Source organism: Cuneatibacter sp. NSJ-177 (genome assembly GCF_022867805.1).
Lineage (GTDB): Bacteria > Bacillota > Clostridia > Lachnospirales > Lachnospiraceae > Pseudolachnospira.
In genome coordinates this window covers 628858-645290 of sequence record NZ_JALIFO010000001.1, presented here as the reverse complement: position 1 = coordinate 645290, position 16433 = coordinate 628858, and the positions used below count along the sequence as shown (strand labels likewise).

The following is a 16433-nucleotide window of genomic DNA, read 5'->3' as shown; positions in this document are numbered from 1 at the left end:
TTTATTGAAATTTGAAAAAACCTTTATGGTACCCTAGCAGGGAAGAAAATCCCCCCTGCTAGGTTTCAGAACTATTATTATTTCACAGCATCATTGGAGTTGTAAGCGGAGTACTGAACTTTCTCCAGCTCCGGATCGTAGAATTCGCCGAACAGCTCCTCATCGGTCTGCCAGTCGGGGGTGTCATACTCCCAAGATACCCAAGTCATGTTCATGTAGTGATGCAGATGTACGTTCTCGGACGTAGCGTTTCCGCCCCAAGTACCGCAGCCGATCGAAGAAGTCATCGGCATGCCGTTGTTCATGGAACCGGAGTTTGCCTTAGACTGAGGCTGACGAACCATGATACGGCCTACGCGGGCAACGGAAGCCAGTCTGTCGATGTGGCTCTCGTCGAAGGTGAAGATACCAACGGAGTGGCCCTTGCCGCCTACTTCGTGGATCGCCATGATCGCGTCGATCGCGTTCTGGAACTCGCCGCAGTATTTGTGAACAGCCAGTACGGTGGACAGTTTCTCACGGCACCAGATTCCCTCTTCGCCCTTGGTGAAAACACCGGTTCCGTGGGAAGCAATCAGGAAGCGGGTGGTCTCCGGTACGGAGAAGCCAGCGGCCTTTGCCATATCCAGAGCGGACAGAGCAACCGTGTCGGACAGTCTGTGAATGTCCTCATCCCACATAGCGTTTCTCATGGCCTTCTGCTCTTCTTCGGTCATCAGGTAACCGCCAACGGACTGCAGCTCTTTCAGAGCCTCGTCCCAAATGCTCTCATGGATCACAACGTTGCCGTCTGCGGAACAGCCGGAACCGAAATCGGAAGTCTTGGAACGCATGGTGTTGTCAGCTGCATGATGCAGATCCTTGATCGCAGTCTCGTCCCAGATCATGGTGGCATTGCCGGCGCCTACGCCGTATGCCGGAGTACCGGAAGTATAAGAACGGCGAACAACGCCCTGGCCGCCGGTAGCGATAACCAGATCACACTTGGACATCAGAGCTTCGGACATCTGACGGTTGATCTTAACGATGGTCTTGCCATCCTCACCCAGACCGCCGCCGAGGCACTGTACCAGATCCTTAGGAGCGCCTACGCGGGCCAGGCCCTCACGCATCAGCTCACAGGTCTTGTAGCTGGTTCCAGCCGTACGGGGATGGGGGGAGAAGATGATGGCGTTTCTCGCCTTGATCGCATAAATGGCATTGCCGGCCGGGGTCAGATCCGGATTGGTAGCCGGGATAACGCAGGCGATAATGCCAACGGGTTTTGCATAGATTTTGATCTTTCTCTCAGGCATCTCTTTTACGCAGCCAACGGATTTCTCTCTCAGGCAATCGCGCAGGATACCACGGATTTTAAATCTCTTATTCTCACGGCTGATCGGATCGCCGAAACGGCTCTCTTTGATGCCAAGTTCAACCAGCTCATGGAAGGTTTTGGAGTTTGCCACCTTCTGGGCTACGGAACGGATCGTTCTGTCAATGTCTTCCTGACTCCATTTCTCGAATTCCAGCTGAGCTTTGTCAGCTCTTGCGAAGCAGGCTTCGATGTCGTCGATCTGCTCCTGGGTCAGTCCTTTGGATTCATAGACTGCCTTCATGTCAACCATTCTGCTCATGTTTCTTCCTCCTTGAATATAAGCTCAAATCGCTTCTTCAGGATTTCACAGCGTGGAATCCTGATTCCGTTCATTGAAATTATACTACTTTACAATCCGTTCGTCAATATGTTTTTAAAAAAGTATGCACAAAGCGCGCACCCGCGCCGGAGTACGGCTGCGTCAGCAGCCATGTTCCTTGGCGCGGAGTGCGCCGCCTCAGCAGAGCAAATAAGTCTATTAGTCGATGCCGTGAGCAGCAAAGTAAGCCTTTGCGCTGTTCAGGCACTGTTTGTAATGCTCAAGCGCACCGTAAACTTCGACTCTCTTGTTATGAGGAAGCTCGATGGAGCAGACAGCCGAATCCGGAATTCTCTTCACGATGCCAGCGATATCGACGCAGCCTTCTCCGATGTACAGTCTAGCGTCTCTTCCGGTATGGATCAGAGCTTCATTGTCATCCATCGCCGGGCGGGGAGCCGGGCCGTCGCACAGGTGGATGAAGTTGAACCAATCGCGGGGGCAATCGTCCAGCTCAGCCATGGATACGCGGGAACGGTCAAAATGCAGAGTATCTACCAGCAGACCGATGTTGTCGGCTTTGGTGTAGTTGATAAACTCTTTCGCCGTCTTCAGATCCGGGCAGGCAGACCAGGTAACGAACTCAAAGTTGCAGGTGATGCCGTAAGGCTTGGTCATCTCGCAGAGTTTCGCCAGAGTCTCTTTCGCATACTCGGTCTTCTGAGTCCAGCAGCTGGTGATCAGATGATGGCAGTCGTGCTTCTGAGCAAACTCAAAGGCAGGTTTCCACTTGTCCATATCTACTTCGTCGGTCAGACGGAACAGCTCGATATCGCTGAGCTTCATGCCGGTTTCGGCCATTGCCACATCGAATTCCTTGTACATCTCAGGATTCAGGTCTACGGCATAGTTCGGCTCACCGGGGGTTCCCAGAAGAACCGGGCGGATGCTGACGAAATCAAAGCCTGCGGCGGCAGCCATGTAAACCATATCCTGCGGCGGAACCTTCAGGGCGCTCAGATGTGCGATGGAAAATTTTCTTTTCATTGTAAACTCCTCCTTGAATTTTGTTTTTCACAATGAGACTTTCACAGTGTGGAATCACCCACTGCATGGATTATTATACTATACTAACAACGATTTTCCAAGAGGAAATGCGAGGATAATTCATTCTTTTTTTTCATTGAACCTATTTATTCTTTTCAACGATAAAATTTCTGTTAAAATTGTCGCTCATTCAATTTCACCTCGTGGAATAGGATTTTAACACGAAACTGTATTGCATCTTTTTCGGACAACGATTATAATATAGAAAACGGAAAAGGAGGTGCTTAAGATGAAGATGATTATGGCAATTGTCCATAACGAAGATGCGCCTGAATTGGTGGAGGAATTAAACCGGCAGAAGTTTTTCGTCACAAAGATGGCATCCACCGGCGGATTTTTAAAGAAGGGAAATACAACGCTCTTAACCGGTGTCGAGGACCATTTGGTCGAGAAAGTCTGCGAGATCATCAAACAATTTTCCGGACGCCGCCGCCAGCTGGTCTTTGCCACTACGCCGTCAGCCGGAAGTCTCTGCTCCGGCGTCACTTCTTCCGTCCCGGTGGACATGGAAGTGGGCGGGGCCACGATCTTTGTGCTTTCCGTAGAAGAATTCCAAAAGTTTTAGTCCTTTTACAGGCCGCGGGGATGTCTGCCGCAGTCTAAAGGATCTGACAAAAATCTCATGTTTTAATAGCAGCAAAAAAGCCGTCCATAACGGGCGGCTTTTTTTGCTGCTATTTTTGTACGGCGCCCCTTTTTCGGGCCTCATACGGAGCGTCTATTTTTTCTTCTTCCAGGCTCTTCTCTTCTTTGCCTCAGCCAACTCCACTTCCAGTTTATCCAGGCTCTCCCGGTAAACCGGCTGCTCCGTCTCGGAGTCAATACAGATGATATTCTTGAATTCCGCTGTCTGGGGCGGGATCCCCTTCTTTTGCAGGGAACGCTCGACCCACCGTTTTACCATCATGTAAATCACGGCGAAGACCGGAACGCCGAACAGCATCCCCACGAAGCCAAAGAGGCCGCCGCCGACTAAGATCGCGCAGATTACCCAAAAACTGCCGAGACCTGTGGACTCGCCGAGAATTTTTGGCCCCAGGATATTTCCGTCGAACTGCTGCAAAATCAGGATGAAGATCAGGAAAATCAGGCATTTCACCGGATCAATCAGCAGGATCAAGAATGCGCTGGGAATCGCCCCGATAAAAGGACCGAAAAACGGGATGACATTGGTGACGCCCACAATCACGCTGACCAGTTCCTTGTAGGGCATGTTCAGCACGGTCAGGCAGATAAAACAGATCGCGCCGATGATCGCCGAGTCCAGAATCTTTCCGCTGATAAAACCGCTGAAAATCCGGTTTGCATCTTGGAGGTCACGCAGAACCGCGTTCACATTTTTCACAGAAAAAATACTGTAAAGAATTTTCTTTACCTGTGCCCCAAACTTTTCCTTGCTCATCAGGACATAGACGGCCACGATCAGGCCGATGATCATGTTCAGGATTTCCTTCAAGACACTGTAGATTCCGCTGGAAATACTGATCACAATATTGCTGATATCGCCGAGCGCCTCTCCGCTCAGCCATGTCGTCGCATAGTCGGAAATCGAATTAAACAGATTCAGCGCAATGGTCTCCGCCTCGGACCCGTTGGGGAAAGTGCTGGTGATCAGCTCCTGGCCGCGGGACAAGTAGGTGGAGAGGTTGCGGGCCAGCATTTCCACGCTGTCGTAGATTTTCGGAAGCACCATCCAAAGCAGCACCACGACGATCAAAATCACCAGCAGCAAGCTGGCTGCCACGCCCAACGCCCTCGCCATACTGCGGGCTTTTTTATCCTTCTCCGGGAACACTTTGTGTCCCCAGATCAAAAACCATCGTTTTTCAAAAAAGCCCAGCATCGGATTCATTAAATATGCAAAAATCAAGCCGTAGATCACCGGCTTTAATACGCCGATCAGCATGGCTAAAAATGCCTTCATCGACTGCAGCTGGGACAGAATCAGATAGAATATCACGCTGGCGGCAATCACCAAAAATGCAGTGATGCCCCAGTGGATATATTTTTTGTCAAGTCGGAATTTCATACTTCCATAGTCCTTCCTTTACTCCGCCGCCGTGGAGGCGCTTACGGTGCCGTTATCCTCACTTTTGGTGGTTTCCGAATCCGTCTCATCCGCATCCAGCTGGTCCATCGCTTTCTTCACGTCGTCTTTAAAGCTCTGCCAGGCATCTTCATGCTCCACATAATAAAGGGGGCAGGCTTTTCCAGTGACATCGTAATGCCGGATCACATCACTTTGCGGATCCAGATGATAGCGGTTGCACAGATAAGCAGTCAGCTTCACCACTGAGGCATAGGTTTTATCATTAAACTGCCCGGTCTCATCCGGATGGCAGCATTCAATCGAGAGAGTATCGTCGTTCCTGTTGTTGGAGGCATAGGCCACCTCATCCACCGGCACACAGGCAAGAACCTCCCCTTCCAGTCCCACGATAAAGTTGCTGCTGGCATAGGTATCGCCGTTGTCCTTTAAATTTTCAAAATAATTACGGTTATTTTCCGCTGTGGTTCCCGGATTCGCCACATAGTGAATCACGATTCCTTTCACGCCCCCCGGAAGCTTCTGGCCCGGACGGGAATAGGGATTTACGGTCAGATACTCTTCCTTCACATAATCGGGAAGACCATAGGGAGAATTCTGCTTTCCGCCGCCAAACAGGCGGATGACGCCCCTCACCCCGAAAAAAACTCCCACTCCCAGCAATACCACAACGAGAACAGCGATGGCCCGGTAAGTCCAGACTTTGATCAGTTTTTTTCTTCGTTTCTGCCTGCGAAGCTGTGCGGTGCGTGCTCTTGATCCGCCGCTTTGCTCCGCCCCTTTTTCTCTCTTCTCCGCCATTTTGCGTTTCCCCCTTCGTACTCCCACCTATCTTATCATAGATTCCTCAAAAAGAAGCTTAAAATTTTCTTACGAAACTCCTTAAGAAAAATAGAGTTTCCCTGATTAATCTCCGAACCGGCGGTTGTTCCCAATGACGTTATTTCACTCAGTGCGGAAGCGCAGCCGGAAAAATGACTGCGATCAGCACCACCAGGATGCCCAAAGCAATCCGGTAATATCCAAAAATCTTAAAGCTGTAGCGCTTGATGAAATCCATCAGGAAACGAATCACAAACAGGGAAACGACAAACGCGACGATCATGCCCACGAGAAGCGTAATCACCTCGGCTCCGGTATAGTTAAGGCCGTATTTCAAAAGCTTTACGCCGCTGGCACCGAACATCACCGGGATTGCCAGGAAAAAGCTGTATTCTGCCGATACGGTGCGGGACACGCCGAGCAGCATAGCTCCAAGAATCGTAGAGCCAGAGCGGGAGGTGCCGGGAACCAGAGCCAGGACCTGGATCATACCGATCGACAGGGCGGTGATCCAGCTCATGTCCCGAAAGCTCCGGATCTGGGGTTTTTGATGGCGGTTACGGTTTTCGATCAGGATAAAGGCAACGCCGTACAGAATCAGCGCTCCCGCCACAACCGGCCATTTATAAAAATGCTCGTCAAAGAAATCATTGAGCAGCAGTCCGATGATGCCGGCCGGGATACAGCCGATGATCACTTTGACCCAGATATCCCAGATATCCGATTTCTGCTGCGGAGAATGGCACCGGCAGAATGGATTCAGCCGTTTAAAAAACACGACGCAGACCGCCAAAATCGCACCGAGCTGTATCACGACACGGAACATTTCCAAAAACTCCGGCGTCACGTCAAGAGGCCAGAAGCTCTCGAACAGGATCAGATGGCCGGTGCTGCTGACCGGCAGCCATTCCGTAATTCCTTCCACGATACCATAAAAGATTACCTTGATCAATTCCAAAAAATCCATACCATTCCCCTTTAAATGTTTTCAATCTGCCAATCCACCGGCTCCACCCCGTGAGCCTCCAAAAACGCATTGGTCTGACTGAAAGGCCTGCTTCCAAAGAACCCCCGGTCAGCCGACAGAGGGCTCGGATGAGGCGCTTTCAGGATCAGATGCTTCGGGTTGTTCAGCATCCCGGCCTTCATCTGGGCCGGGCGTCCCCAAAGGATAAACACGATGGGACGGTCTTCCTCATTGACCGCCCGGATCGCTGCGTCGGTAAATTCCTCCCAGCCGATTCCCCTGTGGGAATTGGCGCGGTGCGCCTGAACGGTCAGCACCGTGTTTAGAAGCAGGACTCCCTGCTTTGCCCATTTTACCAGATATCCGTTGTTCGGGATATAGCAGCCCAGATCATCGTGCAGCTCCCGGTAAATATTGACGAGGGACGGAGGAATCTCCACTTCCGGTTTCACTGAAAAACACAGCCCATGGGCCTGCCCCACGTTGTGATAAGGATCCTGCCCCAAAATCACGACCTTTACCTTTGAGAGCGGCGTCAGCTCAAAGGCGTTGAAAATATCGTCCGGGGACGGGAATACCTCACGGGTATTATATTCCTGCTTGATGGTCTGATATAACTTCGCATAATATGGCTTTCTAAATTCAACTGACAACGGCTTCAGCCAATCATTCGTAATCGCACCCATTTTCTCGTGCCCCTTTCCGTCACTTACCGGCGGACCGGAATCCCCCGTCCCGCCAGATAATTCTTCAGTTCTTTGATTTCCAATTCCTTATAGTGAAACAGCGATGCCGCCAGCGCCGCATCCGCCTTTCCTACGGTCAGTGCGTCATAAAAATGCTCCATGGTTCCGGCGCCGCCGGAGGCGATCACCGGCACAGGCACGGCAGCCGCCACGGCAGCGGTCAGCTCATTGTCGTAGCCGGCTTTTGTCCCGTCGCAGTCCATGCTGGTCAAAAGGATCTCCCCCGCTCCTAACGATACCGCCTTCGCGGCCCATTCCACCGCGTCGAGCCCCACGTCAAGGCGGCCTCCGTTTTTATAGACGCTCCACCCTCCGTCCGGCCTTCTCTTCGCGTCAATCGCCACGACCACGCACTGGCTGCCGTATTTATCGGCCGCCTCCGAGATCAGCTCCGGGCGGTTGATCGCCGACGAATTGATCGAGATCTTATCCGCGCCTTCCCGCAGCAGGACTTTAAAGTCCTCCACCGTGCGGATTCCTCCGCCCACGGTAAAGGGAATAAACACGTTCTCCGCCACGCGCCGGACCATGTCCACCACGGTTTTTCTGGCGTCCGAGGACGCCGTGATGTCCAAAAACACCAATTCGTCGGCCCCGGCCGCGTCGTAGGCCGCCGCAATCTCCACCGGATCTCCGGCGTCCCTCAGGTTGACAAAATTAACGCCCTTCACCACGCGCCCTTCATGGACGTCGAGGCAGGGAATGATTCTTTTCGTAAACATGGCTTTCCTCACTGACCCAGCCCGGCAAAATTCTTTAAGATCGCCAGACCGGCCGCACTGCTTTTTTCAGGATGGAACTGACAGCCGAACACATTGCCCCGTTCCACGGATGCGTGGATGGAAACGCCGTATTCTGCAGTGGCCGCCACGATCTCCTCCTGTCTCGCCTTCAGGTAATAGGAGTGGACAAAATAAACGTAAGGATGCTCGGGAAGTCCGGCAAATAACTTGGCTCCCGGCTTCACATCAAGGGAATTCCAGCCCATATGGGGAATCTTCAAGCCCTCGCAGGGAGGAATCTTCAAAATTTCACCGGGCAGGATGGATAGCCCCTCCACTCCCACACTCTCCTCGCTGCGTTCAAACAATAACTGCATCCCCAGGCAGATCCCCAAAAGAGGTGTCCCCTGCGCCGCCGTCTGCCGCAAGATATCCGGAAGGCCGTAGCGGTGTAAATGCTCCATCGCGTCCCCAAATGCGCCGACGCCGGGCAAAATCACCTTGTCGGCGGAGAGGATCACGTCTTTCTCTCTTGTCACCGCCGTCTCTTCTCCAAGAGACAGCAGCGCTTTTTCCACACTTTTTAAATTTCCCGCATCATAATCAATGATCGCTATCATCGGTATCTCCTTCCGCCGTCCAGCCCCTGGCACAGGCAACCGCTCGTTTCCATCCTGCGAGCCGCTTCTTCCGGCACGGCTCCTCCATCTGGGGTTCAAACGTGCAATCCACCGCCCAGTTGGCCCGTATTTCATCCGTGTCCTTCCAGTAGCCGACCGTCAAACCCGCCAGATAGGCCGCGCCCAGCGCCGTGGTCTCGATACAGCGCGGCCGCACCACCGCCGTATCCAAGATATCCGCCTGAAACTGCATCAGAAAGCGGTTGGCGCTGGCTCCTCCGTCCACCTGCAGGCTCCGAAGCGAGATCCCGGCATCCTTTTCCATGGCGGCCAGAACGTCCCCGGTCTGATAGGCAATGGATTCCAGCGTGGCCCGCACCAGATGATTCCGGTTAAAGCCTCTCGTAATTCCCACCACCACGCCGCGGGCGTAAGGATCCCAGTACGGCGCGCCGAGACCGGTAAAGGCAGGCACCACGTAGGCTCCAGCCGTGTCCCCTACCGCTTCCGCAAACTCCTCCGACTGGGCGGATTCCCGGAAGAGCTGGAGTTCGTCCCTCAGCCACTGGACTGAAGCCCCGCCGACAAACACGCTGCCTTCCAATGCGTACTCGACTTCCTCGCCCGCACTGGCGGCAATGGTTGTGATCAATCCATTTTTAGACTGCACCGGCCTCCGGCCGGTGTTCATCAAAAGAAAGCATCCGGTCCCATAAGTATTTTTTCCTTCGCCCGGCGAAAAGCAGCACTGGCCGAACAAGGCCGCCTGCTGATCTCCCGCCACGCCGGCGATGGGAATTCTGCCGCCCAGCACCGTGGGGTCCGTCACGCCGAAATGGCTGCCGGAGGGCCGCACTTCGGGCAGCATGGACGCCGGAATATCAAACCACTCCAACAGCTCCCGGTCCCAGGCAAGCTTCCGGATATCATAGAGCATGGTCCGGGAGGCGTTGGTCCGGTCCGTCGCATGAACCGCTCCTCCGGTCAGCTTAAAAATCAGCCAGGAATCCACGGTTCCAAACAATAAGCGGCCTTCGTCCGCCTTCTTTCTGGCTCCCGGCACATGATCCAGGATCCACCTGATTTTGGAGGCGGAAAAATAGGCGTCGGGGATCAGTCCGGTGCGCTCCGGCACCAGCTTTGCCAGGGAGGTCTTCCGGAACTCATCGATGGCTTCCGCGGTCCGGCGGCACTGCCAGACAATCGCGTTGGACACCGGCTCCCCGGTCTCCCGGTCCCAGACGATCGTGGTCTCCCGCTGATTGGTGATGCCGATGGCCGCGATCGCCGAAGGCCCCACTCCCAATTTTCCCATGGCCTCGCTGGCCACGCCGACCTGAGAAGCCCAGATCTCCATGGGATCGTGCTCCACCCAGCCGGGCTTCGGATAGATTTGGCGGAATTCCCGCGCCGCCACGCTTTTCATATTTCCCTTTCGGTCAAAAAGGATACAGCGGGAGCTAGTCGTCCCCTGATCCAATGCCATGATGTATTGTTCCATCGTCTTTCAGCCCTCTCCGAAATATTTCTGATAGGTGGTATAAAAATTGCCGCCCACGTCCTGTGCGTCCCCGGAGATGCGGACCTTTTCCCAGAGCGCCTCGTTGAACGCGGCCGGGGATCTGGTCAGAAAGCTCTTCATCTCCGCCTCAAACACCTCCCGGCGCTTTTCCTGCTCCAGTTCTTCCTTGTGGGCTGCAGTCGCCTCCTTGTCATAGGAGGAAATGCACTTGACAATCCGCCATCCTCCCTCCGACTCCAAAAGTCCGCTGACCTCGCCGCTGCTCAGGGAAAATATGGCTTTCGCTTCCGCCTCCCCCAGTTCCCCCCGGCGCACGGACCGTTCCATCTGTGAAGCTTCATTCTTTTGCCCGGCCAATTTGGCAAAGTCTTTGCTTTCTTTGGCCTCTCCGGCAAGGGTTTCCGCTGCGGCCCTCTTTTCCGATTTTTCTTCCTCCGACAACCCTTCGGAGGACAAGAAAATCTGCTGAATCTGCATCACTCTGGCCTCATCCTCGCTGACTTCCACATCGGAAGTTTTTAAGACTGTCTCATAACAGCGGTTTGCCAGAATATATCGCCGGAAAGCATCTTCCGCCGCTTCTTTCGTGATGCCGGTTACCTTGCGGTCTTCCTCGCTGAGGCTGGAAAAATAATCTTCGGCGGCCTCCGTGATCTTCGTGAGCTCTTCTTCCGTCAAATCGAGATGCCGTTCTTCCGCCATCTGCGATGCGGCGAAGAGGCGCCCCATATAATCCTTCAGCCGCGCCAGCGCATAGGTCTCGAAATCTCCGCCCTCCAGCGCCACATTCCAGATGTCCGCTCCAAAAGACTCCTGATACAGGCTCTTTTGGCTTGTCACAAAAATCATTGCTTCCGAGAGAGGGCAGGTCTCCTCCCCCACGCACAATAGCTCGTCCGAACTCAGACCGGAAATCTGAAAGCCTCCCAGAGAAATCCCACTTTTGCTGCACCCGGAGGCTATAAGGCAACAAAGCAGAGCCGCAAGGAGAAAGCCGCCGATTCGTTTTACTGCCATGCCGCTTCCCCCTTCGTCTCTGCCAATGTTTTCAAAATTTCCAGTACGCCGTCCTCTTTCATCGGCTTCGTCACATAGGCGGCAACTTCTTTCACTTCATCTCTGGCGCTGCCTACCGCGTAACTGTACGCCGCCTGGCGCAGCATCGAAATATCATTCAGCTGGTCGCCGAACACCATGGTCTCCTCCGGGGAAATCCCAAGGCTTTCCTGGAGCAGCCGGATTGCGCTTCCTTTTTGGACTTCCGGGTCGGAGAAATCCACCCATTCCGGGCCGGATACGACTCCGTTCAGTTTTCCCTTCCAGGGTTCCACCAGATCAATACCCGGATGTCTCGTCCCCGGTTCATGGAAAATAGACAGCTTGACCGCCTCCGAGCAGACCGCGGACAAATCGGGGATTTCCTCGATCGTGAAGCGGTACTCCTCCCGGAGCCAGCGGAGAAATTCCTCATCGGCCCCCGCCCTGCAGTAGGTCGCCCGGCTTGTCGCAATCAAAAGCTCGCATTCCGGCAGCGTCTCGCACTGCCGCAGCAGAGGAAGAAGGTAGTCCTGCCGCATCGGGGTGGCAAACAAAAGGCGGGAAGCCGTACTCAGCACCGCCCCGTTGTTGCTGATAAAAAAGATTCTATTTTTGACAGGCGCAAACAGCCGGTGCAGGCTGTCTTCCTGCCGGCCGCTGGCCACCGCAAACTGGATCCCCAGCTGCCTCAGCTCTTCAATCACCGTAAAATAATCGGGATTGATCCGGCTGGTCCCATCCGGAACCAGCGTCCCGTCCACATCGCTCGCAACTAACCGAATCATACCATCCATTCCAAAAAGGCTTTTACATTGGCCTCCGCATCTCCGCCAAATACCGCGGAACCGGCCACCAGCACGTTTGCTCCTGCGGCCATCACCGAAGGCCCGTTGGCAAGTCCGACCCCGCCGTCCACCTCAATATCAGCCGAAAGGTTTTTCTCTGTCAGGAAACGGCGCAGCTCTTTGATCTTCTCTGTCACATAAGGGATATATTTCTGTCCCCCAAAACCAGGGTTCACCGACATCAGCAAAATCATATCTGTCTTTTCCGCTACCCACTCCACAGCGTTTAAAGGAGTCGCCGGATTCAAGGCCACACCGGCGCGGACGCCGAGATCGCGGATTTTCTGCAATGTCCGGTCCAGATGGCGGCACGCCTCTGCGTGAACCGTCAAAATATCCGCCCCGGCCTCAACGAAGTCTTCCAGATACCGATCCGGGTCCTCAATCATCAGATGCACGTCGAACACCAGCTTACTCTGCTTTCTGAGGCTTGCAATCACCGGCATTCCAAAGGAGATGCTGGGCACAAAAGCGCCGTCCATCACATCCAGGTGCAGATATTTCGCGCCGGCTCTCTCCACCTTTGCCGCCTCCTCCGCCAGGCGGGAGAAATCCGCCGCCAACAAAGAAGGGGATAGAATCTTTTCCATTTGGTATCTCCTTTTACCATTTTTTCCGATCCTTCAGATCCTGGTAGATCTGGAGGTAGTTTTCATACCGCTCGCGGCTGATTTTTCCATCTTCCACCGCACGCTTTACCCCGCAGTCCCGCTCCCCGACATGGACACAGTCCGGGAACCGGCAGTCCTCTGCGGGTGAGAGGAATTCCGGGAAAAACTGCTTTAACTCGCCGCATTCAATCCCTTCCACATTCATGGAGGTGAATCCGGGAGTATCCAGCAGGTAGGTGTTCTCTTCCAGGTAAAATAATTCCGTATGCCTGGTGGTATGACGGCCGCGCTGGATTTTCTCACTGACCGCGCCTGTCTCCATCCCGGCATCCGGGTTTAAAAAATTCATCAGCGACGATTTTCCGACCCCGGAAGGGCCCGCCAGGGCCGTCGTCTTGCCGCGCAAAAGCGTTCTCACAGCATCGACACCCTCCGCTTGTTTCACGCTGAGAAAATGAATGGAGTAGCCGGTATTCCGGTACACGGACCGATAGACCCGCGCGTCCTCCTCATCTCCGAGATCCGTCTTGTTAAAACAGAGCACCACCGGAATATCTTGCTGTTCCATCGCAATCAGGAAACGATCCAGCAAGTTAAAATTCGGCGCAGGCGCCTTTACGGCAAAAACCAGCATCGCCTGATCAATGTTGGCGACCGCCGGCCGGATCAGTTCATTTTTCCGCGGGAAGATGGAGACAATGCTCCCTTCCCCGGCGGTTTCATCCAACACATCGAATTCCACGTCGTCGCCGACCAGAGGCTTAATCTTTTTATTTCGGAAAATTCCTTTTGCCTTGCATTCATAGATCCGGCTGCGGCCGTCGTGGACGTAATAAAAGCCCGCAATGCCTTTGATAATCTTTCCCTGCATGGCTACGCCGCCGGTTCTCCGCCTGCGTTGGGATCCGGTTCCGGATTCGGTTCAGGCTCCGGCTGCTGGTCTCCGCCTCCGTTACCGCCGCCATTGTTTTCTTCCGTGGTGGTCGGCTGGGTCGGCTCCGGACCGTCGCTGACAATGACCACAATCGTTGTCCCCTTCTTCACGGAATCTCCCGGCGAGGTTTCCTGACCAATCACAGTGCCCTTGGGATTGTCATCGTCGTATTCGTAGCGCGGGTCAATCTGCAGTCCCAGATCATTGAGCGCCACTTTTGCTTCCTTCAGCGTACCCCAGCGCACATCCGGAACGGTAACCGACATGCTGCCTCTGCTGATCGTAATGTTGATCGTGGTGCCTTCCTCCACGGTGGAATTCGCATCGACGCTCTGGCTCATCACCAGGCCCTTCTCCACATCATCGCTGTACTCCTTTTCGATGGAGCCGAGGATCAGTTTTTTCTCCTCCAACGCAGCTCTGGCCGATTCTTCTGACATCTTGTACAGATTCGGAACTTCCACTGGGCGGGATGCCGGGCCTTTGCTGATAATCAGTGTAATCTCCGCTTCTTTATCCACGGAGCTGCCTGCGGCCGGGCTTGTGCCGATCACCATGTTCTCCGCGATGGTATCATGGTTTTGTTCCTGCACCGTATTGGCCACATTCGTAAATCCGGCGGAACGCAGGGCGCGTCTTGCCTCCTGCTCTGTCTTCCCTTCCAGATCTGTCGGAATCACCAGCTTATTGCTGCCGGTGCTGACTTTCACCGTGACAGTGGTGGAACGGTCCACAATCTCGCCTTCCTTATAATCCTGTTCCACGATCTGATCCTTTGCAAACTCTTCGGAAGAGACATATTCCGAAACCCGGATCGTCAGGTTCAAATTCTTTTCCTTGATCTCTTTCTCCGCTTCCTCCACGGTCTTTCCTACAAAACTGACCATGGTCACCTTGGTGGAATCAGAGCTTTCTGTCGTCGTATTATCCGAACCAAAGTCAAACACGCCGCAGGCCCGCAGGCCGATGGCGGCCACAATGATTACAATCAGAACGGCGACGCCGATCATAATATAGGTAACGATCTTTTCAAAATGGGAATCGCTCTCGTCATCCTCGTCGAACTCGTCGTCGTAGTCCTCATCGTCATAATCCTCGTCGTCATAGTCGCCGCCTTCGTCCTCGACGCCCATCTGGTACGCCTTCTCCGCACGCCGTTCTTCCTCCACATCCGCACGGCCCGCGCCCTTCTTAATCTGCTCGATATCGGAATCCCGGAATACCATAGTCGGGGAATCGTTGGTTAAAGGCGCCATCTTTACGAAATCGCCGTTGGGCATGGAGAGGCATTTTTTCAGATCCTCGATCAGCTCTGTCGCCGATGCGTAGCGGCGTTCCGGCTTTTTCTGCGTACATTTTAGTATGATTTTTTCCAGACTGACCGGAATCAGAGGTTCATATTCTCTCGGAGGAACCATCTCCCCCTGAATATGAAGAAGAGCTACGGCGACCGTCGAGTCCCCCTCAAAAGGCACCCGCCCGGTCAGCATCTCGTATAGAGTAATTCCCAGGGAATAGATATCACTCCGCTCGTCGCAATAGCCGCCTCTGGCCTGCTCCGGAGAAATGTAATGGACGCTCCCCATGGTGTTGGAGCTGATCGTCTGGGAGGAGGCGGCCCGTGCGATTCCGAAATCCGTCACTTTTACCTTGCCCTCCCGCGAGATCATGATATTCTGCGGTTTGATATCCCGATGAATGATGTGCTCCCGATGAGCGGCTTCCAGGCCTCTGGCCACCTGCATGGTCACCTCGATGGATTCCCGGATCTCCAGTTTCTTTTTCCGCTCAATGTATTTTTTCAGCGTGATGCCGTCGATCAGCTCCATCACAATATAATGGATGCCGTTTTCCTCTCCCACATCGTAAATGTTTACTATGTTCGGATGGGACAGACAGGCCGCCGACTGGGCCTCCATCCGGAACTTCGCCACAAAGCTCTGATCGCTGGCGAACTCCGGCTTCAGCACTTTGATTGCGACAAAACGGTTCAGCTTATGACACTTAGCTTTGTAGACATCCGACATGCCTCCAGAGCCAATCTTGCTGATGATTTCATATCGGTTGCCTAAAAACATACCTATTCTTAGCATATATTCACCTCATCTAGTTCCGGTTCCACCAAAATCACCGAAATATTATCCCTTCCGCCATTTCTTTTGCCTTCCTCCATTAATTCCTTCCCCAGTTCTTCTAATGGATCCGGCATGGAAAGGATTCTCTCTATCTCCTCGTCCTCCACCATGTTCGTCAATCCGTCCGAACAAAGCAGAATCCGCTCTCCGGGTTTTAAATCGATTTCAAAGAAATCGGCCGTCGCCGTGTCGTCGATTCCCACGGCCCTTGTGATGATATTTTTCTTTTCCCAATAGCTTTCGCTGCCGCGCGCCATCTTCCCGTCGGCAACCATCTCCTCAACCCAGGAATGATCTCTGGTGACCTGGCGCAGGTTAATCCCGTCTTCCAACAGATATAGACGGCTGTCGCCGATATTGGCGACAAACATGGTCGCCCCGTCAATGGTAGCGGCGACCAGGGTGGTCCCCATTTCCCAAAATTTCGGATTTCTGGAGGCTTCTTCTCTGAGGCCGTAGTTTGCCTCCTGAATCGCTTCATTCAGCGCAGAAACCGGGTTTTCTTTTTTGCTGCTTCGGATCGTCCGGACGATCTGTTCCACAACGTAGCGGGAAGCAAACTCCCCGCCGCGATGGCCGCCCATCCCGTCCGCAACCATGAATAAATTTTCCAAAGGGCCCACCGGCTCGCCGGAAGCAAACACATAGTCTTCATTTTCCCTCCGGACCAAACCGATATCGGTCCCGGCAAAAACATTCAT

General features: G+C 53.7%; 16 protein-coding genes. 1 reads left to right on the top strand and 15 read right to left on the bottom strand.

The annotated features are described in order from the left end of the window. Nucleotides 1-77 precede the first annotated feature (77 nt). Together MUB23_RS02900 and MUB23_RS02895 are read right to left on the bottom strand one after the other, a co-directional pair. The gene (locus MUB23_RS02900; RefSeq protein ID WP_244798685.1) at nucleotides 78-1616 is read right to left on the bottom strand and encodes an aldehyde dehydrogenase family protein; all 1539 of its coding nucleotides are present in this window, start codon (nucleotides 1614-1616) and stop codon (nucleotides 78-80) included. Between the two features lie 219 nt (nucleotides 1617-1835). Then, entirely contained in the window at nucleotides 1836-2663 is an 828-nt protein-coding gene (locus tag MUB23_RS02895) for a sugar phosphate isomerase/epimerase family protein (RefSeq protein ID WP_244798684.1), read from the bottom strand. A 289-nt stretch (nucleotides 2664-2952) separates the two neighbouring features. Here MUB23_RS02895 and MUB23_RS02890 point away from each other — a divergent pair, with 289 nt between their 5' ends. Then, nucleotides 2953-3288 (top strand): cyclic-di-AMP receptor, encoded by a 336-nt coding sequence (locus MUB23_RS02890; RefSeq protein ID WP_244798683.1) that lies wholly within the window; start codon nucleotides 2953-2955, stop codon nucleotides 3286-3288. Nucleotides 3289-3441: 153 nt separating this feature from the next. Here MUB23_RS02890 and MUB23_RS02885 read toward each other — a convergent pair whose 3' ends face one another. The 13 genes from MUB23_RS02885 to MUB23_RS02825 form a co-directional block, all read right to left on the bottom strand. Then, nucleotides 3442-4752 (bottom strand): AI-2E family transporter, encoded by a 1311-nt coding sequence (locus MUB23_RS02885; protein ID WP_244798682.1) that lies wholly within the window; start codon nucleotides 4750-4752, stop codon nucleotides 3442-3444. Nucleotides 4753-4770: 18 nt separating this feature from the next. Continuing rightward, complete coding sequence (locus MUB23_RS02880; RefSeq protein WP_244798681.1) at nucleotides 4771-5571, bottom strand: peptidoglycan recognition protein family protein; 801 nt, start codon at nucleotides 5569-5571, stop codon at nucleotides 4771-4773. Nucleotides 5572-5719: 148 nt separating this feature from the next. Beyond that, nucleotides 5720-6559, bottom strand: a complete 840-nt coding sequence (locus tag MUB23_RS02875; RefSeq protein WP_244798680.1) for an undecaprenyl-diphosphate phosphatase — start codon at nucleotides 6557-6559, stop codon at nucleotides 5720-5722. A gap of 11 nt (nucleotides 6560-6570) precedes the next feature. Then, nucleotides 6571-7245, bottom strand: a complete 675-nt coding sequence (locus tag MUB23_RS02870) for a uracil-DNA glycosylase (RefSeq protein ID WP_244798679.1) — start codon at nucleotides 7243-7245, stop codon at nucleotides 6571-6573. 23 nt (nucleotides 7246-7268) lie between these two features. Next, nucleotides 7269-8027, bottom strand: coding sequence for an imidazole glycerol phosphate synthase subunit HisF (hisF, locus tag MUB23_RS02865; protein WP_244798678.1), 759 nt, complete (start codon nucleotides 8025-8027; stop codon nucleotides 7269-7271). Nucleotides 8028-8035: 8 nt separating this feature from the next. Beyond that, complete coding sequence (gene hisH, locus MUB23_RS02860) at nucleotides 8036-8647, bottom strand: imidazole glycerol phosphate synthase subunit HisH (protein ID WP_244798677.1); 612 nt, start codon at nucleotides 8645-8647, stop codon at nucleotides 8036-8038. Then, the gene (gene glpK, locus MUB23_RS02855; protein ID WP_244798676.1) at nucleotides 8631-10148 is read right to left on the bottom strand and encodes a glycerol kinase GlpK; all 1518 of its coding nucleotides are present in this window, start codon (nucleotides 10146-10148) and stop codon (nucleotides 8631-8633) included. Before glpK ends, hisH begins: the two co-directional genes overlap by 17 nt. A gap of 6 nt (nucleotides 10149-10154) precedes the next feature. Continuing rightward, nucleotides 10155-11186 (bottom strand): peptidylprolyl isomerase, encoded by a 1032-nt coding sequence (locus MUB23_RS02850; protein WP_244798675.1) that lies wholly within the window; start codon nucleotides 11184-11186, stop codon nucleotides 10155-10157. Continuing rightward, entirely contained in the window at nucleotides 11177-11992 is an 816-nt protein-coding gene (locus MUB23_RS02845) for a Cof-type HAD-IIB family hydrolase (protein ID WP_244798674.1), read from the bottom strand. Before MUB23_RS02845 ends, MUB23_RS02850 begins: the two co-directional genes overlap by 10 nt. Next, the gene (rpe, locus tag MUB23_RS02840) at nucleotides 11989-12642 is read right to left on the bottom strand and encodes a ribulose-phosphate 3-epimerase (RefSeq protein ID WP_244798673.1); all 654 of its coding nucleotides are present in this window, start codon (nucleotides 12640-12642) and stop codon (nucleotides 11989-11991) included. The genes MUB23_RS02845 and rpe overlap by 4 nt, the downstream gene beginning before the upstream one ends. A gap of 13 nt (nucleotides 12643-12655) precedes the next feature. Next, a complete protein-coding gene (gene rsgA / locus MUB23_RS02835; protein ID WP_244798672.1) occupies nucleotides 12656-13534 on the bottom strand; it encodes a ribosome small subunit-dependent GTPase A in 879 nt (292 codons plus the stop codon). Between the two features lie 2 nt (nucleotides 13535-13536). Then, complete coding sequence (gene pknB, locus MUB23_RS02830) at nucleotides 13537-15690, bottom strand: Stk1 family PASTA domain-containing Ser/Thr kinase (protein WP_244798671.1); 2154 nt, start codon at nucleotides 15688-15690, stop codon at nucleotides 13537-13539. Beyond that, nucleotides 15684-16433 carry a Stp1/IreP family PP2C-type Ser/Thr phosphatase gene (locus MUB23_RS02825; RefSeq protein ID WP_244798670.1) on the bottom strand — a complete coding sequence of 250 codons (750 nt, stop codon included), beginning with the start codon at nucleotides 16431-16433 and terminating at the stop codon, nucleotides 15684-15686. The genes pknB and MUB23_RS02825 overlap by 7 nt, the downstream gene beginning before the upstream one ends.